This window comes from Streptomyces sp. NPDC030165 (assembly GCF_055573595.1).
The window spans coordinates 276,194-299,889 of the sequence record NZ_JBVIBD010000009.1 but is presented as its reverse complement, the minus strand read 5'-3'; the positions used below and the strand labels follow the sequence as shown (position 1 = coordinate 299,889).

Annotated in this window: 22 protein-coding genes and 1 pseudogene; 9 read left to right on the top strand and 14 right to left on the bottom strand. The window is 72.4% G+C overall.

Features of this window, described 5'->3' with window-relative positions; translation table 11 throughout:
* Positions 1 to 431: 431 nt before the first annotated feature.
* The 3 genes from ACZ4Z1_RS19580 (at position 432) to ACZ4Z1_RS19570 (ending at position 2,225) form a co-directional block, all read left to right on the top strand.
* Entirely contained in the window at positions 432 to 1,430 is a 999-nt protein-coding gene (locus tag ACZ4Z1_RS19580) for a hypothetical protein (protein ID WP_468487838.1), read from the top strand.
* 73 nt (positions 1,431 to 1,503) lie between these two features.
* The gene (locus ACZ4Z1_RS19575) at positions 1,504 to 2,001 is read left to right on the top strand and encodes a DUF2975 domain-containing protein (protein WP_468487837.1); all 498 of its coding nucleotides are present in this window, start codon (positions 1,504 to 1,506) and stop codon (positions 1,999 to 2,001) included.
* On the top strand, positions 2,001 to 2,225 hold the full coding sequence (locus ACZ4Z1_RS19570; RefSeq protein WP_468487836.1) for a helix-turn-helix domain-containing protein: 225 nt from the start codon (positions 2,001 to 2,003) through the stop codon (positions 2,223 to 2,225). The genes ACZ4Z1_RS19575 and ACZ4Z1_RS19570 overlap by 1 nt, the downstream gene beginning before the upstream one ends.
* Before the next feature lie 160 nt (positions 2,226 to 2,385).
* Here the strand turns inward: ACZ4Z1_RS19570 and ACZ4Z1_RS19565 are convergent, their stop codons facing one another.
* Both ACZ4Z1_RS19565 and ACZ4Z1_RS19560 read right to left on the bottom strand, forming a co-directional pair.
* Entirely contained in the window at positions 2,386 to 3,696 is a 1,311-nt protein-coding gene (locus ACZ4Z1_RS19565; protein WP_468487835.1) for a phytase, read from the bottom strand.
* 170 nt (positions 3,697 to 3,866) lie between these two features.
* Complete coding sequence (locus ACZ4Z1_RS19560; RefSeq protein ID WP_468487834.1) at positions 3,867 to 4,799, bottom strand: LysR family transcriptional regulator; 933 nt, start codon at positions 4,797 to 4,799, stop codon at positions 3,867 to 3,869.
* Between the two features lie 141 nt (positions 4,800 to 4,940).
* On the opposite strand from ACZ4Z1_RS19560, the pseudogene ACZ4Z1_RS19555 reads away from it, so the two are divergent.
* A pseudogene (locus ACZ4Z1_RS19555) lies at positions 4,941 to 6,197 on the top strand (MFS transporter); the annotation flags it as partial.
* Here ACZ4Z1_RS19555 and ACZ4Z1_RS19550 read toward each other — a convergent pair.
* Positions 6,115 to 6,975 carry a glutamate racemase gene (locus tag ACZ4Z1_RS19550; protein ID WP_468487833.1) on the bottom strand — a complete coding sequence of 287 codons (861 nt, stop codon included), beginning with the start codon at positions 6,973 to 6,975 and terminating at the stop codon, positions 6,115 to 6,117. The pseudogene ACZ4Z1_RS19555 and the gene ACZ4Z1_RS19550 overlap by 83 nt on opposite strands.
* A gap of 341 nt (positions 6,976 to 7,316) precedes the next feature.
* On the opposite strand from ACZ4Z1_RS19550, the gene ACZ4Z1_RS19545 reads away from it, so the two are divergent.
* On the top strand, positions 7,317 to 7,544 hold the full coding sequence (locus tag ACZ4Z1_RS19545) for a hypothetical protein (RefSeq protein WP_468487832.1): 228 nt from the start codon (positions 7,317 to 7,319) through the stop codon (positions 7,542 to 7,544).
* Between the two features lie 113 nt (positions 7,545 to 7,657).
* On the opposite strand, the gene ACZ4Z1_RS19540 is transcribed toward ACZ4Z1_RS19545, so the two are convergent.
* Complete coding sequence (locus ACZ4Z1_RS19540; RefSeq protein WP_468487831.1) at positions 7,658 to 8,821, bottom strand: PP2C family protein-serine/threonine phosphatase; 1,164 nt, start codon at positions 8,819 to 8,821, stop codon at positions 7,658 to 7,660.
* A 99-nt stretch (positions 8,822 to 8,920) separates the two neighbouring features.
* Between ACZ4Z1_RS19540 and ACZ4Z1_RS19535 the strand changes: the two genes are divergently transcribed.
* Both ACZ4Z1_RS19535 and ACZ4Z1_RS19530 read left to right on the top strand, forming a co-directional pair.
* Positions 8,921 to 9,445, top strand: a complete 525-nt coding sequence (locus ACZ4Z1_RS19535; protein WP_468487830.1) for a MarR family winged helix-turn-helix transcriptional regulator — start codon at positions 8,921 to 8,923, stop codon at positions 9,443 to 9,445.
* 190 nt (positions 9,446 to 9,635) lie between these two features.
* The gene (locus tag ACZ4Z1_RS19530; RefSeq protein ID WP_468487829.1) at positions 9,636 to 10,037 is read left to right on the top strand and encodes an STAS domain-containing protein; all 402 of its coding nucleotides are present in this window, start codon (positions 9,636 to 9,638) and stop codon (positions 10,035 to 10,037) included.
* 30 nt (positions 10,038 to 10,067) lie between these two features.
* On the opposite strand, the gene ACZ4Z1_RS19525 is transcribed toward ACZ4Z1_RS19530, so the two are convergent.
* Positions 10,068 to 10,493, bottom strand: a complete 426-nt coding sequence (locus ACZ4Z1_RS19525; RefSeq protein ID WP_468487828.1) for an SRPBCC family protein — start codon at positions 10,491 to 10,493, stop codon at positions 10,068 to 10,070.
* Between the two features lie 311 nt (positions 10,494 to 10,804).
* Between ACZ4Z1_RS19525 and ACZ4Z1_RS19520 the strand changes: the two genes are divergently transcribed.
* Positions 10,805 to 11,242 carry an ATP-binding protein gene (locus ACZ4Z1_RS19520; protein ID WP_468487827.1) on the top strand — a complete coding sequence of 146 codons (438 nt, stop codon included), beginning with the start codon at positions 10,805 to 10,807 and terminating at the stop codon, positions 11,240 to 11,242.
* Here the strand turns inward: ACZ4Z1_RS19520 and ACZ4Z1_RS19515 are convergent.
* Genes ACZ4Z1_RS19515 through ACZ4Z1_RS19495 form a run of 5 tightly spaced genes read right to left on the bottom strand, consistent with a single transcriptional unit; the run spans position 11,234 to position 15,695 of the window.
* The gene (locus ACZ4Z1_RS19515) at positions 11,234 to 12,922 is read right to left on the bottom strand and encodes a PP2C family protein-serine/threonine phosphatase (RefSeq protein WP_468487826.1); all 1,689 of its coding nucleotides are present in this window, start codon (positions 12,920 to 12,922) and stop codon (positions 11,234 to 11,236) included. The two genes, ACZ4Z1_RS19520 and ACZ4Z1_RS19515, sit on opposite strands and share 9 nt — an antisense overlap.
* Positions 12,919 to 13,947 carry a SpoIIE family protein phosphatase gene (locus ACZ4Z1_RS19510; protein ID WP_468487825.1) on the bottom strand — a complete coding sequence of 343 codons (1,029 nt, stop codon included), beginning with the start codon at positions 13,945 to 13,947 and terminating at the stop codon, positions 12,919 to 12,921. The genes ACZ4Z1_RS19515 and ACZ4Z1_RS19510 overlap by 4 nt, the downstream gene beginning before the upstream one ends.
* A complete protein-coding gene (locus ACZ4Z1_RS19505) occupies positions 13,932 to 14,420 on the bottom strand; it encodes an ATP-binding protein (RefSeq protein ID WP_468487824.1) in 489 nt (162 codons plus the stop codon). The genes ACZ4Z1_RS19510 and ACZ4Z1_RS19505 overlap by 16 nt, the downstream gene beginning before the upstream one ends.
* Positions 14,404 to 14,814, bottom strand: coding sequence for an STAS domain-containing protein (locus ACZ4Z1_RS19500; RefSeq protein WP_468487823.1), 411 nt, complete (start codon positions 14,812 to 14,814; stop codon positions 14,404 to 14,406). Before ACZ4Z1_RS19500 ends, ACZ4Z1_RS19505 begins: the two co-directional genes overlap by 17 nt.
* Positions 14,811 to 15,695, bottom strand: coding sequence for an STAS domain-containing protein (locus ACZ4Z1_RS19495; RefSeq protein ID WP_468487822.1), 885 nt, complete (start codon positions 15,693 to 15,695; stop codon positions 14,811 to 14,813). The genes ACZ4Z1_RS19500 and ACZ4Z1_RS19495 overlap by 4 nt, the downstream gene beginning before the upstream one ends.
* Before the next feature lie 284 nt (positions 15,696 to 15,979).
* On the opposite strand from ACZ4Z1_RS19495, the gene ACZ4Z1_RS19490 reads away from it, so the two are divergent.
* The gene (locus ACZ4Z1_RS19490) at positions 15,980 to 16,864 is read left to right on the top strand and encodes an RNA polymerase sigma factor SigF (protein ID WP_468487887.1); all 885 of its coding nucleotides are present in this window, start codon (positions 15,980 to 15,982) and stop codon (positions 16,862 to 16,864) included.
* Between the two features lie 176 nt (positions 16,865 to 17,040).
* Here the strand turns inward: ACZ4Z1_RS19490 and narI are convergent, their stop codons facing one another.
* Genes narI through ACZ4Z1_RS19470 form a run of 4 tightly spaced genes read right to left on the bottom strand, consistent with a single transcriptional unit; the run spans position 17,041 to position 23,643 of the window.
* The gene (gene narI / locus ACZ4Z1_RS19485; protein WP_468487821.1) at positions 17,041 to 17,742 is read right to left on the bottom strand and encodes a respiratory nitrate reductase subunit gamma; all 702 of its coding nucleotides are present in this window, start codon (positions 17,740 to 17,742) and stop codon (positions 17,041 to 17,043) included.
* Complete coding sequence (gene narJ, locus ACZ4Z1_RS19480; RefSeq protein WP_468487820.1) at positions 17,739 to 18,353, bottom strand: nitrate reductase molybdenum cofactor assembly chaperone; 615 nt, start codon at positions 18,351 to 18,353, stop codon at positions 17,739 to 17,741. The genes narI and narJ overlap by 4 nt, the downstream gene beginning before the upstream one ends.
* Positions 18,354 to 18,379: 26 nt before the next feature.
* Complete coding sequence (gene narH / locus ACZ4Z1_RS19475; RefSeq protein ID WP_468487819.1) at positions 18,380 to 19,978, bottom strand: nitrate reductase subunit beta; 1,599 nt, start codon at positions 19,976 to 19,978, stop codon at positions 18,380 to 18,382.
* Positions 19,978 to 23,643 (bottom strand): nitrate reductase subunit alpha, encoded by a 3,666-nt coding sequence (locus ACZ4Z1_RS19470; protein WP_468487818.1) that lies wholly within the window; start codon positions 23,641 to 23,643, stop codon positions 19,978 to 19,980. Before ACZ4Z1_RS19470 ends, narH begins: the two co-directional genes overlap by 1 nt.
* Positions 23,644 to 23,696: the final 53 nt, after the last annotated feature.

The following is a 23,696-nucleotide window of genomic DNA, read 5'->3' as shown; positions in this document are numbered from 1 at the left end:
GCTTCACTGCGTCGTCTGGAGTAGAGGAAGGTGCAAGATGGCCGCGAAGGAGCAGAGGTCGTGGACCAAGGAGCTGGCCTCGCGATTCGCCGTCGCAGTCGCCGTTAAGGCGTTGTGGACGGCCATTTCGAGGATCGCTCTGCGCGACGACGCCTGAGTGACGCCGTCCGGCTGACCCCCGTCGGGTCCCCTTCCCGTCCGGGGGCCAGCCGTCCCGACGCGGCTGCCGTGACCTCGTCCACGTGTGCGCCGGTCGGCCGTAAGTGTGGCGCCGTGGCGCGTAGTTGTCGCTCCGTTGGTGCCTTTTCGGTCGGGTGCGCACCGGCTGCGCCCGGAGCGCATCGACACCCGGCCCGGCCGGGCAGGCTCCTCGCCTACATCGTCTGAACACGTGCTGTACGGGGGTGCCGGTGGGTCGCAACAAGGATCTGATGACGGCTCTGTTCAACATCCGCAGGACGCTCACCGAAGAGATCTCGGGGCTGGACCGGCGTCTGGGTGACTCGCGGCACGAGGTGCTGGAGCGCCTCACCGCGGAAGCGGCGGAACTGCGGCGTGACAGCCGCGAGGCCCGCGACCACGCCGACCGCAACACCGCCGCCGCCGTGGAGACGGAGCGGGCGGTGTCGCTGCTGCGGCAGGAGATCTCCGACGTCCGGCAGTCCATCGCCGGACTCCGGCAGTCGCTGGACGCGCTGGCGCAGCACCCGGTGTTCCGTACGGAGCCCGCCGACCGGCAGGGCCCTCCCGACGAGGAGTGCGAGGACCCCGTGTGGAGGGGGCCGGACTTGATCGACGCCGGGCAGGAGCCGCCCTTCCCGCCGCTCGCGGATGGCGATGAGGACGAGGGCGGCGTCGATGACGGCGAGGACGGCGAGGACGGCGATGACGACGTGGACGACGTGGACGACGCGAACGGTGAAGGTGACACCACCGAAGAGGCCGTCCCCGTCCCCGTCCCCGAATCGGCCCCCCTCCCCATCGGCCACCCCGACCACGAGCGTATCCGTCGCGAGACGCAGGAGGACGTCGACCACGGTGTGTTGCTCCTGAAGGCGGCCCAGGCCGGGTCGGCCGTCCTGGTCTGTCACCGTGAGGCGTGGGAGTTCTTCGCCGCCTGCGCCGCCGGCAACGAGCACTTCCGTTCCGCGTACGAGCTGGCGGACGAGGGTGACGGCCGGGTGCGGGCCGTGCTGTCCGGCCGGTCCGTCATCGGTGCGCTGACCGCTTTGCGCCGTACCCGCGACGACAGTCACCTGGACGGCACGTGGGCTCTGGCGAGCGCTTTCTACTCCCGTATCGCCGAGGGGCTGCGCGCCACGGCCCGGGACGGGAGGCGGCCGCTGACCGTCGTCTTCGACGACGGCGTGCACGGCGCGGTGGCCTGCCCGGGTGCCGACTCCGGTGCGGCGCGGACTCCCGACGCGTAGCGCTCGCTCGCCATGATCAGCGAACTGATGGGAATCGATTGATTTTCGATCGATTCCCATCGACAATCGATAGATGCACCGATACTTCATCGCCATACTCCGGGCGGGCATCGCCGCGGCCGTCCTGTTCGGCCTCTTCGGTCAGGCCGTGGTCATCCCGTCGACGGCGGCCGACGAGGTCGACCGCTTCCCTCCGTACGCCGCGTTCGCCGTGCCCTACGTGGTGGTGGCGATCATCGGTGTCGCCTGCGTGCAGGTGGGGCTCGCCGCCGTGTGGATGCTGCTCACCATGGTCGAACGCGACGCCATCTTCACGCCACGGGCCTTCCGCTGGGTCGACACCATCATCGGAGCCTCGGTCGTGGCGACGCTGCTGGCGGCCGGTGTCACCGTGCACCTGGCGGTTGCCGAGATCCCGTCGCCCGACGACGGCATGGACGTCATCGGCGCCCTGGCCGCCGCGGTCGCGGCCGCCGGCGTGGGAGCGGCATTCACGATGCTCGTCGTCGTCATGCGGAGCCTGCTGCGCAAGGCGACGGACCTGGAGACCGAGATGGCCGAGGTGGTCTGATGGCGATCGTCGTCGAACTCGACGTCCAGCTCGCCCGGCGCAACCTGTCCGTCGGCGAATTCGCGGACGCCGTCGGCATCACGCCCGCCAACATCGCCGTACTGAAGAACGGCCGCGCCAAGGCGGTGCGCTTCACGACGCTCGACGCGATCTGCCGCACCCTGGGCTGCCAGCCCGGCGACGTACTGCGGTGGGTGCCCGACGAGGGCGTGGACGACGACTGAGGGGCGTACGGAACTCCCCTGCCGGCGGCTGGGCTGACGGGGAGTCAGCCCGGACTCGCCCCGGGCCGGTCGCTCGGCGCGTTCTCCACGACGCACGGTACGGCCCTGAGCAGAGCACGGCCCGGCCGGAGCCGCCGTCCCGGGGTGCGCCCCGGTGGGATCAGTCGTCCACGGCCTTCAGCACGTCCCCGAGGCCGACGAACTTGAAGCCGGTCGAGGGGCGTTCGCCGTCCCCGGGGGTGTCGTGGCCGTCCTGTACGACGAGCAGGCCCTTCGGGTACTTGCGGCCCAGGGGAGCCGCCAGCGCGGCGGCGCCGTCGCACTCCTCCGAGCCGTCGAGGCCGGCCGAAGCGGCGGCGACACGGAAGCCGCCCTCGTACTCGTTGTCGTCGGACCTCTCGCGGTCGTACGCCACGAAGGTGTTGTCACCCTGGCTGGACGCCAGCAGGTACCCGTCGCCGCCGGACTCGGTGACCAGCGTCAGGCCCTCCACGTCGGCCGTCAGCCGCTTGCCGCCGTAACCCGGGTCGGCGCCCGCGACGCACTCCTCGGTGGCCTCGTCGTACGTGGCGGGGACGCCGTACTCGCGGACCTTGTCGATCAGCTTCGGCGTGCCGGTCAGGTCGGCGCGCAGCCGCCAGATGCCGACGTCCTCCTGGCCCGCGTACAGGGTGCCGTTGTCCGGGTCGACCACCATGCCCTCGACCTGCGGGAGTTCGCCGGGCTCGGCGCAGGGGGACCAGGACCTGCCGTTCGGGAGGCGGAAGGCGGCGGGCAGGTCCAGGGTGCGGACCTTGCGGTAACCGACCGTGCCGCGGGCGCCGGGGGTGAGCTCCAGGAGGGCGAGGGTGGTGCGTTCACGTCGGCTGACCAGGGCGTACGAGCGGCCGGTGGCCTGGTTGGTCCAGGTGGCGAGGCCGTAAGCGGTCCGCTGCTTGTCGACCTCCTGCTGGGAGGTGGAGAAGACGGGCGGGGCCGCGGGGTCCGTCACGTCGGTGAGCGGGCCGCCGGCCCGGTCGCGGTCGATGCGGTAGAAGCGCAGCCGGTCGCTGCCGCGGTCGCTGGTCACCGCGAGGTCGGCGCGGCCCGTCGACAGGCGCAGTCCGTGCACGAGGTCGACGTTGTTGAAGCGTCCGGGCGCGTGACCGGCGCCGGGCGCGGCGGGCGCGGGCAGCGACTGCACCTGGCGGGCGTCGAGGTCGTAGACGCGCAGGCCGCCCTGTTTCGCGGTGGCGATCACCAGGCTGCGGTCCGGGTCGGTGGCGTTGCGCCAGATCGCCGGGTCGTCGGCGTCGGCGTTGCCGCCGGCCTCGTCGTCGTGCAGGGCCGCGGTCTCGGCCCGCGGGGTGACGGCGGGCAGTGCCGCGGACGGGGCGGCCCCGGCCGGGAACGGCACGCTCGCGAGGCTGAGCGCGGTAAGTGCCGTGGCGAGCGCGAGTCCTGCCGTCCGGGCGCTGGGGGAGGTGGCCACGTGAAGGCTCCTTGTTCTCGGGAAACGGGAAGAAGCACGGGGAGTCTGGGTCCCGGGAGTGACGACCTGACAGAAGGTAACGTGGCGGCGGCGGGGCCGAGAGGTGAACGGCCGGTACTACGCGGCCACTTGGAGGAGCGCGGCCACCGCGCCCGCTCGGGAGCGCCCGGTCACCGTGCCCACTGCGGCGTCCACGTACCCCCGTCCCTGCGTGGACCCGGCTGCCCGGACTCCAGGAAGCCGCGGAGCGCGGCGAGCGCGGGATGCGGGTTGTCGCCGCGCCAGAGCAGTGAGTGCGGGTAGACCGGCGTCGGGTGGGTCACGGCGATCCGCCGCAGACCGTGGTCGGCGGGCGACACGAAGGACGTGCCCGCACCGACCAGCGTCGCCAGCGACGGCGAGCCGGCGATGGTGTCGAGCAGCGGCTCAGTGCCGAAGTCCGGCCCGGTCACCTCGATGGTGAGCCCGAACGCGGCGGCGAACTCCTCGTAGTATGCGGCCCACTCGGTACCGGCGACGAGGCCGGGCATCCAGATCCGGTGCCCGGCCAGCCGGCCGGGGGTGACCGCGCCGGCGTCGGCCAGCGGATGGTCCGGGCCGGTGAGCAGGTGGATGGGCTCGTCCAGGACCCGGGCGGCCGTGACTCCGCCGGGGAGCTGCCGCGCGGGCACGGTGACGGCGCGGAACGACGCGTCGACCGTGCCGGACCGGACGGCGGCGACGGCCGCCTCGGCGTCGAAGAGCGTCACCACGTCGAGACCGGCCTCGGGGTGCGCGCGGTGGAAGCCGCGTAGCAGACCGGCCGGCGCCAGACGTCGGCCGATCACGTCGACGCGCAGGGCGCGGCCGCCGTGCCGTACGGAAGCGACCGCCCGCTCCGCGACCCGCAGCAGCTCCCGGGCGTGCGGCAGGAACGCCTGCCCGTCGACGCTGAGTTGCGCCCCGCGCGCCGTACGGATGAACAAGCGCACCCCGAGGGCCTTCTCCAGTGCGGCGATGCGCTTGGAGGCAGCCTGCTGCGTGACCGACAGGAGAGCGGCGGCCTCCTGGAACTGCCCGGTTTCGGCGACGGCGGTGAAGGTGCGTACGGCATTGAGATCCATGCGCGCACGCTACCTACAACCAGAGGTTGTACAGCAGGCGTGCGCCGGTTGTTTGCGCCGCACCAGCCCGCCCCGCTTCGATGTCCGAGCCGGCCGGACGGGCGCACGCGACGAACCAGAAATGATGGGAGAAGCACGGATATGAGGGGGGCGAGGCGGGAGCCGTCGCTGGGGCGGCGCTTCCGGTGGCTGTGGGCGTCGTACACGGTCAGCGCGTTCGGGACGGGGATCGCCTTCGACGCGTTCCCCCTGATCGCCATCCTGGCGCTGCACGCCGGGCCCGCCGAGGTGTCGTCGCTGGCGGCGGCGGGCGCGGCCGTGGGAGCGGTGCTGGCGGTGCCGCTCGGCCCGTGGGTGGAGTTCCGCCGCAAGCGGCCCGTGATGATCGCGATGGACCTGGTCCGGTGCGCCGCGCTGGTGAGTGTCCCCGTCGCGTTCGTGCTGGGGCGGCTCGGCGTGTTCCAGCTGCTGCTCGTGGCGGTCGTCGTCGCGGCGGCGGAGATCACGTTCCGGGCTGCCGCCGGTGCCTGCCTGAAGGCCCTCGTACGGCCGTCGGACCTGATCGTCGCGAACGGCCGGTTCGAGGCGACGACCTGGACCGCGACCGTGCTCGGACCGCCGCTCGGCGGAGCCGCGGTCGCGCTGTGCGGGCCGGTGGTGACCGTACTCGCCGACGCGGTCAGCTATCTGCTCTCGGCCGCAGGAATCCGGGCGATCGGCGGCCGGGAACCCCACCCGGTCCGCGCCGGAACCTCGTCGCCGTCACGCGCCGCCGGCCTGCTCGAAGGCTGGCGGTACATCCTGGGTCACCCGGTGCTGCGCCCGCTGTTCCTGAACACGGCCCTGGTCAACGGGCTGACCATGGCGACCCAGCCGCTCCTCGCCGTCCTCATGCTCGGTCCCCTCGGCTTCGCGCCCTGGCAGTACGGGCTCGCCTTCGCGGTGCCGTGCCTCGGTGGCCTGGCAGGTTCGCGGCTCTGCCGTCGGCTGGTCGCGCGCCACGGGCAGCACGCGGTGCTGCGTACCGCCGGGACGCTGCGGGTCTGCTGGCTGCTCGGCCTGGCTCTCCTCCACCCCGGTGTCTCCGGGCTGGCGCTGGTCATGGCCGTGGAGCTGGGCATGATCTTCTGCATGAGCGTCTTCACCCCGGTGCTCGCCACGTACCGGCTGGAGCTGAGTCCGTCGGACCGCGTCGCCCGCACCTTGTCCGCATGGACGGTGACCAGCAAACTCACCACCGCAGCGCTGACCGCCCTGTGGGGTCTGCTCGCCACCCTCACCACCCCCCGCACCGCCATCATGACCGCCGGTCTTCTCATCCTGGTGACCCCGTTGCTCCTGCCCCGGCACGTCGCGGCAGGGGTGCGGGGGAGTGCGCAGGGTGTTTGCGGAGGAGGAGGCGGCCCTCTGCGTATGTCCGGGCCGCGGGCGGGAGGGGAGCGTGGCGGCCGTTGAGGAGGACTGTCAGGGTGCCCGTGGTGGGGGCTTCGGGGACGGGGAGGTGGCCCGTGCGGCGTAGCGCCTGCGCGGCGACCGCGTCGGCCGAGCCGTGCAGGACGAGGGGCGGCAGGCCCGGGCGCCGGACGGCCGCGCGGATGCGTTCGGCGACGAGTTCGTAGTGGGTGCAGCCGAGCACGAGGGCGGTGACGTCCTCCGGGGTGCGCCGCGCCGCGGCGGCGATGGCGCGGTCGACGGCTGCTTTGTCCGCCTGCTCCACGGCGTCGGACAGCCCGGGGCACGGGACCTCGGTGACGGGCAGGCCGTCGGCGAACTGCCCGATGAGGGAGCGCTGGTACGGGCTTCCGGTGGTGGCGGGGGTGGCCCAGACGGCGACGGGGCCGCCGCCCGCGGCAGCCGGTCTGACCGCCGGAACCGTGCCGATGACGGACAGTTCTGGTTCGAAGCGGGCGCGCAGCGCGGGCAGGGCGTGCACGGTGGCGGTGTTGCAGGCGACGATGAGCGCCTGCGGGTGGTGTGCGGCGGCCGACTCGGCGACGGCGAGCGCGCGGGCCGTGATGTCCTGCGGGCTGCGCGGCCCCCAGGGCATCCCGTCGGGGTCCGACGCGAGGACGAGGTCGGCGTCGGGGCGCAGCCGGCGTACCGCCGCGGCTGCTCCCAGCAGCCCGATGCCCACGTCCATGACGGCGATCCTGAGTTCGTCGTCGTATCCGGTCATGCCCTGTTCTCCCTGCGCTCTCCTGCGGCGGCCGGTCGGACGCCGGTGTGCCGGGCCGGAATTCTCTCCAGGTGGGCGGCCCGGACGGCATGGCCAATTCCGCGGAAGTGGCACGGAAGGCGGGATGTGAGGGGCGCTGCGGCCCGCGTGCCACCCGTAAGGACTCCGTGACCGTGGCAAACGGTGCGATCCCGGACCAAAGGGCGTTTCCCGCTGTGCACCGGCTCGTTGGGCGTGGACGAGTCCTTTCGTGCCGCCGGTTTCGGACGAGCTGCCGGAAGGCTCGGACGTGTCCGGAGCGCTGGGCTCCGGCGCAGGGAGAACCAAGGAGAGAGACGACCATGCGACGGATGAGCTTCGCCCTGGCAGCGGCTGTGGCGATGAGCGGTGTGCTGTTCAGCGGGGCGGCCGCCGAGGCAGCCGCGACGGCGCACTCCCGGCAGGAGAAGAGCGGTCCGCCGTTCCCGTACGCCGACTGCCTCAAGGAAGTGAAGAAGCAGTACAAGGGGAAGAAGGACCCGGTGGCCACGTGCGACGCCCTGGTGGAGAAGGGCTGGATCAAGAAGTAGCGGGCTCCGGCCGGCCGGACCGGCGCCCGCGGCCCCGGCCGCGCCTCTCACGGCGCGGCCCGGGGCCGCCGGGCGGGGCGTGGCGTCGCGGCCGTACCGTCACGCCTGCCGTCTCACCGGCCCCGGTTCCCCGCCTTCCCGAACCAGTCGAGGCAGAGCACCAGCGCGTCGTCCATCGACTCCGCGTCGCGGTGCTCGGCCAGGTCGCGCAGGACGGCCCGGGGGACGCTCGCGGCGGGGAGCAGGCTGGTGGCGTGGATCGCGCGGGCGAGGGCGTGCTCGCCGTACTCCTCGCCGGGCGGCGAGACCGCCGCGTACACGCCGTCGCTGACGAAGAGCAGCCGGTCGCCGGGGAGCACCTCGAACTCCTGGGCCACGTACTGCGTCTCCTCGAACATGCCGAGCGGCAGCTGTGGTTCCAGGGGGACGCGGTCGATGGTGCGGCCGCGGCGCCGCCACAGCTGCGGGGAACCGGCGTCCACGACCTCGGCCCGGCCGGTCGCGAGCTGGAAGCGGAGCAGCAGCGTCGAGACGTACGAGGAGCCGCGGTACTGCCCGTAGAGGGCCTGGTCGGCGAGGGCGGCCTGGTCCGCGATGCCGATGCCGGCGCGGCGGGCGTTGCGCAGCGCGTTGACCGCGAGGTGGGAGAGGACCGATGCCTCGACGCCGGTGCCCATGCCGTTGGTGACGGCAAGGGTCAGTTCGTCCGCGTCGGCGGCCCAGTCGTAATTGTCGCCGTGGATCGCGTAGGCGGGCTCCAGCTGGGCGCCGATGGCGTACTCCTCGGCCACGCAGGCGCGCGCGGGCAGCAGCTGCCACTGCATCTCGGCTGCCAGGGTGAGCCGGGTCGTACGGCGGGCCCGCTGGTAGACGTCGGTGTCGCGCTCGGCGACGAAGATCTCGTGGCCGAGCAGGTCGGCCGCGTGGGCGAGGTCGTCGGCGACCCCGGGCAGGTTGCGCCCGGCGGGCAGCCGGACGGTCAGGATGCCGAGGCGTTCGCCGCGGACCGTCACCGGCAGGTGGTGGTCGACGGCGTCGCCCTGGCCGGCCTGCCGTTCGTGCCGTTCCTGGCTGCCGAAGGCGCGTCCCTCCGGGGTGTTGGAGATGGACAGCGCGCCCACGGGATCCTCGTCGAGCGAGGAGAACGGCCTGAGCACCGTACCGCCGTAGTCCGCGAGGAACAGGTCCACGGCCGTGGCTCCGTAGGCCGCGGTGAGCGCTGCGCGCAGCGCGTCCACCAAGGCGTGCGGCGCCGCCGCGCGAACCGCTCTTTCCACATCACAGCTCAGGGTCACGGTCTCTCAAACATTCTTATTTCGGTGGATTTCGACTTGGCCGGGCTGACGCGGGCGGCCGGAGGGTGACAGAGTGGTCGTGTGTCCCGTTTCCCCGGTCAGTCGTACCCACGCGAGCAGGTGACCGAGGCCACCCTTGCCGCCTCCGAGTTGCTGGAGGTGCTGTGGGGTCGCGGTCAGGAGACGGCACGCTCGGCGCAGGTCTCGCCGTCCCAGTTGCGGGCTCTGCTGGTGATCGAGGAACACGAGGGTACTAATCTGCGCGCGCTCGCCGGCGAACTCGGCTCGCGACCGCCCGCGGTGAGCCGCCTGTGCGACCGTCTGGAGGCCATGGGCCTGGCCGAGCGGTGCCAGAGCGCCACGAGCCGGCGGGAGGTCGAACTGCGGCTGAGTCTGCGCGGGCGGGCGTTCCTGGAGGAGTACCGGGCGGCCCGGACGGGCGAGGTCGCGGCCATCGTGGCGCGGATGGATCCGGCGGAGGTCGCCGACCTGGCGTCGGGGCTGGCCGCGTTCCGCAGGGCGGCAGCCGTGCACCGCGCGGCCAAGGACGGCCGTCCGGTCACCGGACACCGCGCGCTCGGCGCGGACAGCGCGGACAGTGCGTGAAGACATTCAGGCCCCGCTTCTCGATCCGAAGTCACTCCGGGCAGAGCCGTGTTGCTCAGTGACGGGGACAAGATTGTTGCCTTTCTGGAATATTGTCAAACGGCAACAATCGCTTCTATTGTTGATCATCCGATCCGGTCGGACAGCAGTCCGCAACCGGCCACCGAACCCGTAACCGCTGAGGATTACCGTGCAGTCACAGCCCAGCCCGGACCGGCCGACGCAGGTCGTGGTGCGGGAGAGCCACCGTGCCGGGGACGCGGTGGTCGTCGCCGTCACCGGCCCGCTCGACATCGACACCGTCGCACCGCTGGAGGGCGCCCTCCGGGAGGCGGGCGGCGGGGCCGGAGCGGGCGGAGGCGGCACGCGGCCCGTCGTCGTCGATCTGTCCCAGGTGGATTTCGCGGACTCCACGACCGTCAATGTGCTGCTTCAGCAGCACGCCGCGCTCGGCACCCGGCTGCGCCTGGCCGCGCCCTCGCCCGGCCTGCGCCGCCTCTTCGAGCTGACCGGCCTCGAAGGAGTGCTCCCGCTGTACGAGACGGTGCGCGAGGCGGCGGCGGCCGACGGCGTGGCCGGCGCGGGGGAGTAGCCGTACGGCGGGCAGCCGGGGCCGCGTGCCTCAGCCCGCCGCGGCGGTCTCCGCGAGTTTCCGGAACTCCCCGAGGTCATGGTTGGCGAGGGTGGAGTCCAGATTCGTCAGGGCACCCAGATGCTCCACAAAACCTTCCGGCGAGTACTCTATTTGCAGCGTGACTCGGCTTGATGTGTCACTGAGCCGGTGGAAGGTGACGACGCCCGCGTGATGGACGCCTTCCGTCGTTTTCCAGGCGATGCGGTCCTGCGGTTTCACTTCTGTGAGTTCCGCCACGAAATTCTTGTCCGCGCCCGGCAGTGAGAGCTGCCAGGCGAAATGCGTGTCGCCCAGGCGCTCGACCAGCCGCACATGGCTCAGGAACTTCGGCCAGTTCGTCACGTCCGACCACAGTGCCCAGCTCACCGCGACGGGAGCCTTGATGTCCACACTCTCCAGCAGCGAGGACGACATGGCGCATTCCTCCTTGATCTCGTGAGCGGTTGCGCGCGGACATCCGCCCCCACGGCCGCGCACGGCCATATCCGCGGGTGTCCCGCTTTCCCGGCCGACGGTGTCGCCGGCCGGCCCGAGGTTGCCCTTGTACCCCGTCGAGAACGGGGTATCCGGTCTGGGGGCAGCGCTTACGAGCAGCCCGCCGGGGCCGGTAATCACGCCAAGGGGAATGTTCGGTTCCCTGTGAGCGGGGGTGATTGCGCCGTTGCCTGGCGGGCAAACTGCCTACTTGTACGCCTAACGGTTCAACGGGAAACGAGGTGAGTCCGATGAGCAGCGCCACGGTCGCGCACAGGGTTTCCGCCGCGCCCTCGGCGGTGGTGAGGCTGGAGAACTCCCCCGAAGCGGCAGCCGCCGCACGGGACGTGGCCGGTGACTTCCTGAAAGGCCTGGGACCGCCGCCGGGCCGGGACACCTCCGACGCCGTGGTGCTGATCGTCTCCGAGCTGGTCACCAACGCCGTCCGGCACACCCGTACCCGCACCTGCACCCTGAGCCTGACGGCCGGGCCCGGCACCGTCACGGTGGCCGTGGCCGACGCCAGCCCCCGGCCGCCTTGCGAGCGCAGCCCGGACGTACGCGGCGAGGGCGGCGGCTTCGGCTGGCCGATGGTCCGCCGCCTCGCCGTCTCCACCTCGGTGGAGACCACCTCCCAGGGCAAGACCATCAGCGCCGTCGTCGCCCGGGAGGACAAGCGCTCAGCCTGAGCGGGGTGACAGCCGGACGGCCAGGGCGAGCGTGTCGTCGGAGTGCAGGATGACGGTGTGCATGTCCTCGGCTATGGCGCCGGGAATCTCCCCGACGGGCCGGTTCCGGTGCCGCCTGGCGCTCTCGGCCAGCCGCTGCTCGCCCTCCCTGGGGTCCCGCCGGCTCTCGGTCAGTCCGTCGGTGTACAGGACGAGCAGGTCCCCCTCGTCCAGCTTCGCGCGCAGCAGGCGCTCGCTGCCGGGGAAGGGATAACCCACTCCGCGCCCCCTGACCTCCAGATATTCTTCCCCGCCGGCGGCCCGTACGACCAGGGCCGGGGGATGGCTGCCGTTGGCGAGCAGCAGGTCCCCGCTGACCGGGTCGATCCGGGCCAGCAGCACGGTGGCCATCAGCTCCGGGTCCAGCGGCGCGAGGATCTCGTCCGTCCGGGCCACGATGGACTTCAGCGGGTGGCCCTCCAGAGCCAGCGTCCGTACGGCGTGCGTGACGTTCAGCGCACTGCGCGTACTGCGTACGCCGTGCCCCAGCGCGTCGACGACGGTGATGTGGACCGTCCCGTCGGGCAGCGTGAACCAGTCGTAGAAGTCGCCTCCGGTGGGCGCGTCGGTACCGGCCGGCGCGTAGTGGACGGCGAGCTCCAGCCCGTCCACCGCGATCGGCGGCGGGCGCAGCGCGTCCTCCAGCTCGCGTAGGATGTGGCCGTGGGCCGTACGCAGCTGCTCGTCACGCTCCTCCAGCTGGACGTAGAGCGCCAGCACCCCGCTGTTCGTCTCGGCCAGCTCGTGCGTCAGGCGGCGCTGGTCGGCGGCGAGGGAGTCCACCCTGGCCAGGGCGGCCCGCAGCTCCTCCTCCAGCAGACGGTTCTCGGTGGCCGGATCGGTCGCCGAGCCGTCCCCGTTGCCGCCGGACGCGCCCGTCGGCAGGGGAGCGGCGTCGCTGCCGCGCCGTCGGCCGCGGCTGCCCGGCGTCGCGTCGCCCGGCAGCCGTCCCGAGGGGATCCGGACCTCCGGTGTGCCGGCCGGGAGCGGTACGTGCCAGGTGGCCGCGTCGGGCGACACCTCGGCGGGGAGCAGCAGGGTGGCGTCGGCGGGCGGGGTGAGCAGCGGGGCGGGAGTGCGCAGTGTGACGGCCAGGAAACCGGACCCGGCGGGCACGGCGGAGGCGTCGGCGGAGTCGTCCGCCGCCGGTGCGGACCCGTCGGCGGCGGAAGCGCCCGGGGCAGCGGCGGACGCCGTGTCCCCGTCGCCCGAGCGGGCTGCGGGAATCCCGGCAGCGGGCCCGGCGCCGCCCGCGGGCCCGGCATCCGACCGGCCACCGGGACCACGGCCGTCACGGGAAGCACCGCCGCTGGCGCCGTCCCGGGAACCGGTACCCGGCTCCCCGGCGTCCTGAAGACCGACCGCACCACCGGCGGCGCTCCCCGGCACCTCGCCGGAGCCGCCGGAACCACCGGAGTCGCGGGGCCCCGCGCCCGCACCGTCCCAGGAGGAACGATCCGCCGCACACGTACGGGACGACTCCAGCGTGACTCCGTACCCGGCCCGTATCACCGTGTCCGCCAGCGTGCTCACGGACAGCACGAGTCGCGCCCGGGTCTCGACGGGCAGGGCGTTGGCCGCGCCCAGCCGGCGCACGGCGTGGCGCAGGGGTGGCAGCGCATGGAAGGTGTGACGTGTCACGAGAGTCTCTGGTGAAGGTTGGCGGCGAATACGGTCGCGTCGTCCCGGCTGCGGCGGTGGCCGTGCACGAGGGCCGTGGCCAGCAGCGGCGCGGGCAGACGTATGAGGAAGGGGTCCGGGCTGTATGCCCAGCGGTGGTCGATGCCGTCGGTGTGCAGGAGGGCGGTGAAACGCGGCTCCCACGGGAACTCGCGGACCATCGGCTGCGGCATCTCCAGCCCCGCCACACCGGGCTGGCCGGTCAGGCGGCTCTGGACGTCCTGCTGCGTGAGCGTCAGACACCGTACGTTGCCGATGCCGCAGTACTGCGCGCGCCCGGCGTGCAGCCGCAGCAGCCCGACGGCCGCGCCCCGGCTGCGCCGCAGAGCGCGGTGGACCGTGGTCAGCAGCCCGGGCAGCGGCTGGTCCGGCACCCTGGCGAAGGCGCGCAACGCGAGCTGCGCCGCCTCGGCCGCCTCCGGGCCGTGCCCGAGGCCGTCGACCACGATCGCGGTCAGCCCGTGCTCGGTCTCGGTGACCGCGCACGCGTCGCCGCTGACCTCCTCCCGCTCGGCAGGCAGGCAGACGGCGCCGACCGAGCGGCGGGCGGCGTCCGCGTCCTCGGGCGGCGTGAGCCGGGCACAGGCCACGGTGCCGCCGGGCTCGTGGGTCCGGACGGTGAAGCTGGTCGCTATGCGGTTGACGCCGCCGATGCCGGCGCCGAGCGTCTCGGTCGTCGTGTATCCGTCGACCAGGCAGCGCCGGAACTCCCGCATGCCCGGCCCCCGGTCCGCGGCGATGATCTCCACGCCGGTGCCCAGCGGCAGGGCCTGGACGTACAGTGCCCCGTCCACCGCGTGCTTGGCGAGGTTGCTGCCCAGCTCGGACGCGATCACCGCGGCCTGGTCGGGCAGCGCCCCCTGGAGCCCGCAGCGCTGCGCCACCGACCGCGCGGCCTGGGCGGCCAGGTGCACGGCGCTGTAGTGGTCGACGGGGATGCAGGACGTCGGAGGTACGACGGGGGACAGGGTCAACGGTCGGCCCACCGCGTCGCGGTCACCGTCGTACCGCCGCCCTCCCGGGTACGGATCTCGAACTCGTCCATCAGGCGCTGCGCGCCGCCCAGCCCGTGCCCGAGACCCGCGCCGGTGGTGTAGCCGTCGGTGAGCGCCGCGTCGATGTCGGCGATGCCGGGGCCGGCGTCGACGACCGTCAGCCGCAGGCCCACCGCGCCGGGCCGGGTCGGGTACTCGATCCGTACCGTGCCGCCACCTCCGTGGATGTAGGCGTTGCGGGCCAGTTCGCTGGCGGCCGTGACCACCCGCGTCTGGTCGACGATGCTGAAGCCGACCGTGAGGGTGGCGTCGCGCACCGCGTGCCGGATCGCGAGCAGATCCTGTTCGCTGCGCACGGTGAGGACCGTGGGCTCGGCCGGGAGACCGGCCTGCTCCGTACTGTCACCGCTCAGCGTCGTGGTACCGGTGGCGCCGGTACCGCCGTGTTCACCGGGTCCCGTCATGTGGTGCCTCTCCTGAGGGACGGGGACTCTGATGCCAGCCCAGGGCCGCCATGCCGTGTTCCGTGTTCAGGGCGGTCTCCACGCCGGCCAGGCGCAGTCCCAGTTCGGCCAGGGTCATGGCCACCGGCGGACGCATACCCGCGACGATCACCCGGGCGCCCAGCAGCCGGGCCATCGTGGTGAGTTCCATCAGCGTGCGCGCCACGAAGGAGTCGATGATCTCCAGGCGGGAGATGTCGATGAGCACGCCACGGGCCCGGTCGGCCGTGATGCGGGTGGTCAGCTCCTCGGTGAAGGCGACCACCGTGGCGTCGTCCAGCTCGTTGAGCAGTCCGGTGACCAGGACGTCACCCAGCCTGAGAATGGGCACGCCGGCCGTGGGCCGGGCGTTCATCGCTTCTCCTGCGCGCCCGTGGACGTATGGGTGGACGCCTCGTCGGTCAGTTTGACGGCGGCGGCCAGCGCGTCGGCGAGGGTGGTGCGGGTCAGGATGGTCGACAGGTCGATGCCGAGCTGCGCGATGGTCTGTGCGATGGACGGCCGGATGCCGCTGATCACACAGTCCGCGCCCATCAGGCGTACCGCGTTGACGGTCTGCATCAGGTGCTGGGCGACCGCGGTGTCCACGGTCGGCACACCGGTGATGTCGATGATGGCGACCAGCGCCTCGTGCTCCTGGATGGCCTCCAGGAGGTTCTCCATCACCACCTGCGTGCGGGTGGTGTCGAGCGTGCCGATCAGCGGTACGGCCAGGACCTGGCGCCACAGCCGGACGACCGGCGTGGACACCTCCAGGAGCTGGCGGCTCTGCCGGCGGATGATCTCTTCGCGGCCTTCCACGTACGTCTCGAAGGAGAGCGTGCCGGCGCGGTCCAGCAGCCGGTTTATCAGCACGGCGGTGACGAACAGCTCCTCCGTGTCCCGGGTCTGCCGCTGCACCGCCTCCAGGAGCGCTTCCTTGAGCGACAGGACGGCCAGCGAGGTGACCGTCGGCATGGCGCCGTTGCGGGCTCTGCGCATGGAGAGATCGATCACAGCCTGGCGCAGCGGCCGGTCGGTGGCGACCACCCGGTTCACCGGAACGTCGCTCTCCAGGCCCCGCAGGAGGGCGCTCAGCAAGGCGTCCGCTTCCTCCCGCAGTTCGCTCTCGCTGACGATGTCGCGCATCTCGTCCTGCGCCAGTTGCAGCTGCACCCAGCGGTCGGAGACGGTGTCGCTCTCTGCGCGCAGCGCGCCGATGACACGCTCGCGTGCCGCGGCCTCGGTGAAACTCAACCCATGGTCCTTTCTTGGTGGTTGGCGGGAGCACAAGCGCGCGTCGTGTGCTGGCCGTGCGATGTGCATGCCACCGCACGCGATCTTCGATTGCCGTCCGGCAAATGTTACCGAGGGCAGACAAGGGCATGAAGGCCGGACCACCGCGGCCGCTCCCCGGGTCCCTTCCCGGTCGATCGCCCGCCACCCTTATGAGCAACTGTTTCCCACGGGCAAGGGTTGAACACCTAAGAGTAGGGCAGGTGCATCTGACCGTACGTACCGTGAAGGGTGAAGACGTGACCATGCTTGCCGTGCAGGACAGTGCAGCGGGGACGAAGGCGGCGGAGCCGGTGGGGACGGCGCAGCGGGCGCCTGAGCTGCCCAAGGTCCCTGATGCGACCAAGGTGGCTCCCCAGGACGCGCGAGCGCTGTCGAAACTGTTCCTCACCCGGCTGGCCGCTCTGGAGGAGGGGACGGCCGAGTACCAGTACGCGCGCAACACCCTCATCGAGATGAATCTCTCACTGGTGCGGTTCGCCGCCTCCCGCTTCCGCGGCCGGGGCCAGGACCTCGGGCACGCGGAAGACATCATCCAGGTCGGAACCATCGGCCTGATCAAGGCGATCGACCGGTTCGACCTCTCGCGCGAGGTCGAGTTCTCCACCTTCGCCGTCCCGTACATCGTGGGTGAGATCAAGCGCTTCTTCCGTGACTCCACCTGGGCCGTGCACGTCCCCCGCCGGGTCCAGGAGCTGCGGGTCGAGCTGTCCAGGGCGGGGGAGCGGCTCGCCGCGGACCTGGGCCGCGAGCCCACCGTCGCCGAGCTGGCCGCTCACCTGGAGATCGGCGAGGACGAGGTCGTCGACGCGATCGCGGCCAGCAACGGCTACACGGCGGGTTCGCTGGACAGCTCGGGCGACGGCTCCGGCGCGGCCGGCGAGAGCCGCGCCATCGCCGACGTCATGGGCGACGACGACCCGGCGATGGAGCTGGTCGAGAACCTGAACACGCTCGCCCCCCTGCTGCACGAGCTGGACGACCGGCGACGCCGCATCATCGAGATGCGCTTCGTCCAGGAGATGACGCAGGCTCAGATCGGTGCCGAGCTGGGCATCTCCCAGATGCACGTCTCGCGGCTGCTCGCCCGGACCCTGGAACAGCTGCGGAAGGGGATGCTGGAGCAGTAGCCGTACGCCGGCGGGCCGAAGTCGCTGGCCCGCGCCCCGCGTCCGGCGGGCGATACCGGCGCGTACGTCGCGCCGCAATCGGGGTGAAAAGCCTCATTGTGAACGGTGTACCCACTCCGCACCCGTACCGAACCGCCGTCACCGTCCCGGTGCGCCTCGGACAGGCGTCCGTCCTCTCACCGGCGGACACCGTTGCCCCGCGCACCGCGCGACCGGTAGACGACGTAGGGCCGGAACACGTACCCGACGGGGGCGGTGAAGGCGTGGACGAGGCGGCTGAAGGGCCACAGCGCGAACAGCGCCATGCCCAGGAGGGCGTGCAGCTGGTAGACCAGCGGCGCGTGCGCCATCGCCGGCACGTCCGGGCTGAAGGTGAACAGGGAGCGGAACCACACCGAGACGCCCTGACGGTAGTCGTACGGATGATCACTGGTGGTCGTGGCGGTGGCGGCCAGCCCGGCGACGAGCGTGGCGGCGAGCAGCGGGTGCAGGACGCGGTCGGTACGCAGCGTGGCGCTACGCACCGCGGGGACGCGGAGCCGCCGGTAGATCAGCACGGCCAGGCCCGCCGACGTGACCAGCCCGGCCACGCCCCCGACCGCGAGGGCGTTGGCGTGGTAGAGCCACTCGTGGATGTGCACGCGCTCGGTGAACGTCTCGGGGACGAGCAGGCCGGTGAGGTGGCCCGCGACGACGAAGAGCAGCCCGTAGTGGAACAGCGGCGAGCCGATGCGCAGGAGCGTGCTCTCGTGCAGCTGGCTGGAGCGGGTGGTGAAGCCGAAGCGGTCGTAGCGGTAGCGCCAGGCGGTGCCCGCGACGAGCAGGGTCACGACGACGTAGGGCAGCACGCCCCACAGTGCGGTGTGCAGGGGGTTCACCGGCGGGCTCCTCGGGGCTCGGGGCCGGGGAACGGGTCCAGGCCCACGGTCTCCACGGGTGGGGGCCCGGTACGGGCCAGGCGGCGGGCGGCGGCCCGGTCGGCGGGGCGCGGCCCGGGCAGGGTGCGGCAGACGGCGTCCAGGACGTCGCTGTAGGGGCTGCGGTGGTCCTCCAAGGCGAGGCGCAGCAGTTCCAGGGCGGCCCGGTGCTCGTGCAGCAGACCGCGGCCGGCTGCCGGGACGCGGGCGGCGAATTCCAGCATCAGGGGCAGGTGGTCGGGCAGTTCGTCCGGGGCGGGCTGCCAGCCGTCGGCGCGGTAGCGCGCCTTGAGCCGGGCGAGGGCGGCGCCGCGCCGCCGGGTGTCGCCGTCGGTGTAGTACGTCAGATGCAGGGTGCGGCGGGGGCTGCGGTCGAAGGTGGCGACATAGCGCGCGGCGAGGCCCAGCGTGGGCACGTCCTGTACACGGGCGCAGAACCGCAGCAGGAGAGCGGCCCGCCCGTCCGTCTCCGGCCGCAGGGCCGCGCGGACGCTCCGGAGCCGGTCGGGCCAGTCCGGCCCGGGGTAGGTGAGCAGCAGGGACGCGGCCTGGTGGACCAGCGCGGTGTTCATCACTCTCCCTCGGAGCGGTGCGGTGTTCATGCCCCTCCCCGCCGGCGGGGGAAGAGGCCGGCGGGGCGTCCGCGGCCGTTCCAGTTCAGGAGGTTCACCCGGTCCCGCAGCGAGCCCGCGTGTTCGGCCGGCGGTGCCGCGGCGGGCGGGGCGTGGAAGCCCTCCGGGTCGTACATGCCGGGTGCTCCCGCGCCTTCCAGGCTGCAGCCGGCGTCCGCGGCGTCGGAGCCGTCGACGGTGTAGCTGGTGGGGATGACGTAGCGCTCCTCGAACTTGGCCACGGCCAGCAGCCGGTACATGGCTTCCAGTGACGCGGTGGTCATGCCCGCCGAGGCGGCGATCGCCGGGTCCTGTTCCTCGCCGAGATTGGCGCGCCGCATGTGCGCGCGCATCGCGGCCAGCCGGCACAGGGCGGCTTCCACCGGCGCCGTGTCACCCGCCGTGAACAGGTGGGCCAGGTACTCCTGCGGGATCCGCAGCGCGTCGATGGCGGCGAAGAGTTTGGCCGGATCCTCACCGTCGTGCCCGGTGGCGGTCAGTGACTCCACCACCGGTGACAGCGGGGGCACGTACCAGACCATCGGCATCGTGCGGTACTCCGGGTGCAGCGGCAGCGCCACCCGGTAGGTGCTGATCAGCGCGTACGTGGGGGAGTTGCGGGCCGCGGTGACCCAGTCGTGCGGGATGCCGGAGTCCTCGGCGGCGCGGGCGACCTCGGGGTCGGCGGGGTCGAGGAAGCAGGAGAGCTGCGCCTCGTACAGGTCCCGCTCGTCGGGTGTGGCGGCGGCCTCGCCGACCCGGTCGGCGTCGTAGAGGACGACACCGAGGTAGCGCAGCCGCCCGACGCACGTCTCGGAGCACACGGTGGGCTCGCCCGCCTCCAGACGCGGGTAGCACAGCGTGCACTTCTCGGCCTTGCCCGTACGGTGGTTGAAGTACACCTTCTTGTACGGGCAGCCCGTCACGCACATCCGCCAGCCGCGGCAGCGGTCCTGGTCGACCAGGACGACACCGTCCTCGATGCGCTTGTAGAGGGCCCCGGAAGGGCATACGGCGACGCACGACGGGTTGAGGCAGTGCTCGCAGATCCGGGGCAGGTGGAACATGAACGCCTGCTCGTACTCCAGACGCACCCGCTCGCTCATCTTCTTCAGCACGGGATCACCGGCGAGGTGTGCCGGTCCGCCGCCGAGGTCGTCGTCCCAGTTCGGACCGCCGGTGATGTCGGTGGGCCGGCCGTCGGTCAGGGAGCGGGGCGGCGCGGTCGGCACGTCGTCGCCGAGCGGCGCGGTGGTCAGGATGTCGTAGTCGTACGTCCACGGCTGGTAGTACGCGTCCAGTGCGGGCAGCCGGGGGTTGGCGAACAGCCGGGCCAGGCGGCGGGCCCGGCCGCCGCTGCGCGGCACGAGCCGGCCGTGTCTGCGCTGCCAGCCGCCCTGCCAGGTGTCCTGGTCCTCGTAACCGCGCGGATAGCCCTGCCCTGGCCGGGTCTCGACGTTGTTGAACCACACGTACTCGGTGCCGGAACGGTTCGTCCAGGTCTGTTTGCAGGTGACCGAGCAGGTGTGGCAGCCGATGCACTTGTCGAGGTTCATGACCATCGCGATCTGTGCCATGACACGCATCAGTAGCTGACCTCCTGGGAGCGGCGGCGGATGGTGGTGACCGCGTCCCGCTGATTGCCGGTGGGGCCGTAGTAATTGGGGGCGAAGGAGAGCTGGGCGTGGCCGCCGATGAGGTGGGTCGGCTTGATCAGCAGCCGGGTCAGCGCGTTGTGGACACCGCCGCGCCGCCCGGTGGTCTGCGACAGGGGGACGTTCACCAGGCGTTCCTGCACGTGGTACATGAACACCGTGCCGGGCGGCATCCGGTGCGAGACGACCGCCCGGGCTACGACCACGCCGTTGGCGTTGACCGCCTCGATCCAGACGTTGTCCGCCACGCCGACGGCCTCGGCGTCCGCCACGCTCATCCAGATCACCGGGCCGCCGCGGGCCAGGGTCTGCATGAGCAGGTTCTCCTGGTACTCGGAGTGGATGGACCACTTGGAGTGCGGCGTCACGTAGCGCACGGTCACCGACCGCCCTTCGGACGCTCCGGGACGCGGCCGTTCCCCGAGCGCGGCCAGGTCCAGCGGCGGCCGGTAGACGGGCAGCTGCTCGCCGAACTCGGCGATCCACTCGTGGTCGAGGTAGAAGTGCTGGCGGCCGGTGAGCGTGTGCCAGGGCTTGCCGTGCTCGGTGTTGACGGTGAACGGCGCGTACCGGCGCTCCGGCCCCTCCTTGCCCGACCACTCGAAGCTCGCCGACACCTGCACCGGACGGGCCTGGGTGTCGGAGAAGACGACGCGCCGCTCGGCGACCGAGGCGGCCAGCTCCTCCAGACCGCGGCCCGTGCCGCAGCGTCCGGCGAGCGCGCGGAAACCCTCGGCGGCCAGCCGGCCGTTGGTGGTGCCGGAGAGCGCGAGGATCGCCTCGCACAGCTTCACGTCCGTGTCGAGCAGCGGACGGCCGCGCGCCGCACCGCCTGCCGCCGTACCGCAGCGCCTGGCGAGCCAGTCCGTCTCCGGACCGGCCTGGACGGTGACGCCCTTGACGGTCATGCCCTGTTCCCGCGGCAGCGGACCGAGGGCCGCCAACTGGTCGGCGAGCGCGGTGTAGTCCCGCTCCACCAGCGTGTACCGCGGCGCCGTCGGCCCCCGGGGCGGCGCCTCGCCGGCCGCCGTGTCGTGCTGGAGGGGCATTGCCACCAGGTCGCAGGCGTCGTCCAGGCGCCCGGCGGCCAGCCGGCTCACCTCGCGGGCGAGCCCGTGGAAGATCTCGAAGTCGGTGCGCGCCTGCCACGGCGGGCTGATCGCGGGCGAGAAGGCGTGCACGTACGGGTGCATGTCTGTGCTGGACAGGTCGTGCTTCTCGTACCAGGTCGCGGCCGGCAGCACGAGATCGGCGAACAGCGTGGTGGACGTCATACGGAAGTCCAGCGCCAGCAGCAGGTCGAGCTTGCCGCGCGGCGCCTCCGTACGCCAGGTGACATCCCGGGGGCGCACCTCCGGCGGCGCTTCCTCGGCACTCGCGTTGTCGTCGGCGCCCAGCAGGTGGCCCAGGAAGTACTCGTTGCCCTTGGCCGAGGAACCGATCAGGTTGGCCCGCCACACCGTCAGCACGCGCGGCCAGTTGGCCGGCGCGTCCGGGTCCTCGCAGGCGAAGGCGAGCCGGCCGGCGGCCAGCTCGTCCGCGACCCACCGGCCGGGCTCCGCGTCCGCGCCCTCCTGGCGGATGCGCCGTCCCAGGTCCAGCGGGTTGGCGCCGAAGGTCGGGTACGACGGCATCCAGCCCCGGCGGGCCGAGCGGGCCACCAGATCGGCGGTGTGCTGCCCGGTGAACAGGCCCCGGCCGGCCGGGGAGGCGAGCGCGTCGGCCGGGGCCCGGTCGTACCGCCACTGGCCGGTGTGCAGATACCAGTACGGCGTACCGGCCATCTGCCGCGACGGGCGTACCCAGTCGGCGGCCGTGGACAGCTGCTGCCAGCCCGCGTACGGGCGTACCTTCTCCTGGCCCACGTAGTGGGCCCAGCCGCCGCCGTTGACGCCCTGGCACCCCGTGAGCAGCAGCAGGGACAGAAAGGACCGGTAAATGGTGTCCGAGTGGAACCAGTGGTTGGTGCCCGCGCCCATCACGATCATGCAGCGGCCCCGGGTCTGCTCCGCCGTCCGCGCGAACTCCCGCGCCGCCCGCACCGCGGCCCGCGCCGGCACCGACGTGAGGGTCTCCTGCCACGCCGGGGTGCACGGCACGTCCGCGTCCTCGTACGAGCCGGGCCACTGCCCGCCCAGGCCGGCACGCCCCACCCCGTACTGGGCCAGCAGCAGATCGAAGACCGTGGTCACCAGCCGCCCGTCGACCCGCAGCGCCGGCACCTCCCGCTCCAGCGTGCCCCGCTCCCGGTCGAAGCGCGGCAGCACCACCCGCGCCGGGGCCGCGTCCGGCCGCCCGTACAGGCTCAGCCGCGGATCGATCTCCCCCAGGTCCAGGTTCCAGCGGCCCTCGCCGCCCGCGCGCCAGCGGTCTCCCAGCGTCCCGCCCGGTACGACCGGGTCACCGGTCACCGCGTCGATGAGGACGGGCATCCACCGCCGGGCCCCGGCGTCGGCGTCCGCGGCGAGGCCCGTGCCGTGCGCCGTGACGAACGCGCCCGGCAGGAAGGACACACCGTCCCGCTCCAGTTCGACGAGGAACGGCAGGTCCGTGAACCGCTTGACGTAATCGGCGAAGTACGGCACCTGCCGGTCCACGAAGCACTCGCGCAGGATCACGTGGCCCATCGCCATGGCCAGCGCCCCGTCCGTGCCCGGATGCGGGTGCAGCCACTCGTCGGCGAACTTCGTCGCGTCCGCGTAGTCGGGGGAGACCACCACGACCTTCTGGCCGCGGTAACGGGCCTCCGTCATCCAGTGCGCGTCCGGCGTACGGGTCACCGGCACGTTGGAACCCCACAGCATCAGATACGCCGCGTCCCACCAGTCACCCGACTCCGGTACGTCGGTCTGGTCGCCGAAGACCTGCGGCGAGGCGATCGGCAGGTCCGCGTACCAGTCGTAGAACGAGAGCATCGGCGCGCCGATCAGCGACATGAACCGGGCGCCGACCGCGTGCGAGGCCATCGACATCGCGGGAATCGGGGAGAATCCCGCGATCCGGTCCGGGCCGTGCTCCCGCAAGGTGTGCACATGGGCGGCGGCCGCGATCTCCAGGGCCTCGTCCCAGCCGATGCGCACCAGCCCGCCCTTGCCGCGCGCCCGCTGGTAGCGCCGGCGCCGGTCCGGGTCCCCGGTGACCTCCGCCCAGGCCGCCACCGGATCTCCGAGCCGGTCCCGCGCCTCCCGGTACATTTCGACCAGCACCCCGCGCGCATACGGGTGACGCACCCGGGTGGGCGAGTACGTGTACCAGGAAAAGGAAGCCCCGCGCGGGCAGCCCCGGGGCTCGTACTCCGGGCGGTCCGGACCCGTCGTCGGATAGTCCGTCGCCTGTGTCTCCCAGGTGATGAGCCCGCCCTTGACATAAACCTGCCACGAACAGGAGCCTGTGCAATTCACCCCGTGGGTGGAACGCACCACCTTGTCGTGCGCCCACCGCTCACGGTAAGGCGCGTCATTCACGCTCTGATCCGTGCGGAAAACCGCCCGCCCGTCCGCCGAAACCGGCGCCCGGCTCAGCAGCCGGCCGGCCGCCATGAGCCGCTCGGCCGCGTCCGCCGCCGCACGTTCCGCCTTCGCCCTGCCACGCCACATACGAGGGCTCCTCCTGAGGCCAGGAGTGGCGGACCCGCCCGGCTCGCCACTCC

What these genes read in the sequence shown, in the direction of transcription:
- narJ (WP_468487820.1), bottom strand. Translation starts at nt 18,353, where the DNA reads ATGAACACCGCGCTGGTCCACCAGGCCGCGTCCCTGCTGCTCACCTAC.
- ACZ4Z1_RS19575 (WP_468487837.1), top strand. Translation starts at nt 1,504, where the DNA reads ATGCACCGATACTTCATCGCCATACTCCGGGCGGGCATCGCCGCGGCC.
- ACZ4Z1_RS19470 (WP_468487818.1), bottom strand. Translation starts at nt 23,643, where the DNA reads ATGTGGCGTGGCAGGGCGAAGGCGGAACGTGCGGCGGCGGACGCGGCC.
- ACZ4Z1_RS19570 (WP_468487836.1), top strand. Translation starts at nt 2,001, where the DNA reads ATGGCGATCGTCGTCGAACTCGACGTCCAGCTCGCCCGGCGCAACCTG.
- ACZ4Z1_RS19560 (WP_468487834.1), bottom strand. Translation starts at nt 4,799, where the DNA reads ATGGATCTCAATGCCGTACGCACCTTCACCGCCGTCGCCGAAACCGGG.
- narH (WP_468487819.1), bottom strand. Translation starts at nt 19,978, where the DNA reads ATGCGTGTCATGGCACAGATCGCGATGGTCATGAACCTCGACAAGTGC.
- ACZ4Z1_RS19500 (WP_468487823.1), bottom strand. Translation starts at nt 14,814, where the DNA reads ATGAACGCCCGGCCCACGGCCGGCGTGCCCATTCTCAGGCTGGGTGAC.
- ACZ4Z1_RS19520 (WP_468487827.1), top strand. Translation starts at nt 10,805, where the DNA reads ATGAGCAGCGCCACGGTCGCGCACAGGGTTTCCGCCGCGCCCTCGGCG.
- ACZ4Z1_RS19545 (WP_468487832.1), top strand. Translation starts at nt 7,317, where the DNA reads ATGCGACGGATGAGCTTCGCCCTGGCAGCGGCTGTGGCGATGAGCGGT.
- ACZ4Z1_RS19550 (WP_468487833.1), bottom strand. Translation starts at nt 6,975, where the DNA reads ATGACCGGATACGACGACGAACTCAGGATCGCCGTCATGGACGTGGGC.
- ACZ4Z1_RS19505 (WP_468487824.1), bottom strand. Translation starts at nt 14,420, where the DNA reads ATGACGGGACCCGGTGAACACGGCGGTACCGGCGCCACCGGTACCACG.
- ACZ4Z1_RS19490 (WP_468487887.1), top strand. Translation starts at nt 15,980, where the DNA reads ATGCTTGCCGTGCAGGACAGTGCAGCGGGGACGAAGGCGGCGGAGCCG.
- ACZ4Z1_RS19580 (WP_468487838.1), top strand. Translation starts at nt 432, where the DNA reads ATGACGGCTCTGTTCAACATCCGCAGGACGCTCACCGAAGAGATCTCG.
- ACZ4Z1_RS19525 (WP_468487828.1), bottom strand. Translation starts at nt 10,493, where the DNA reads ATGTCGTCCTCGCTGCTGGAGAGTGTGGACATCAAGGCTCCCGTCGCG.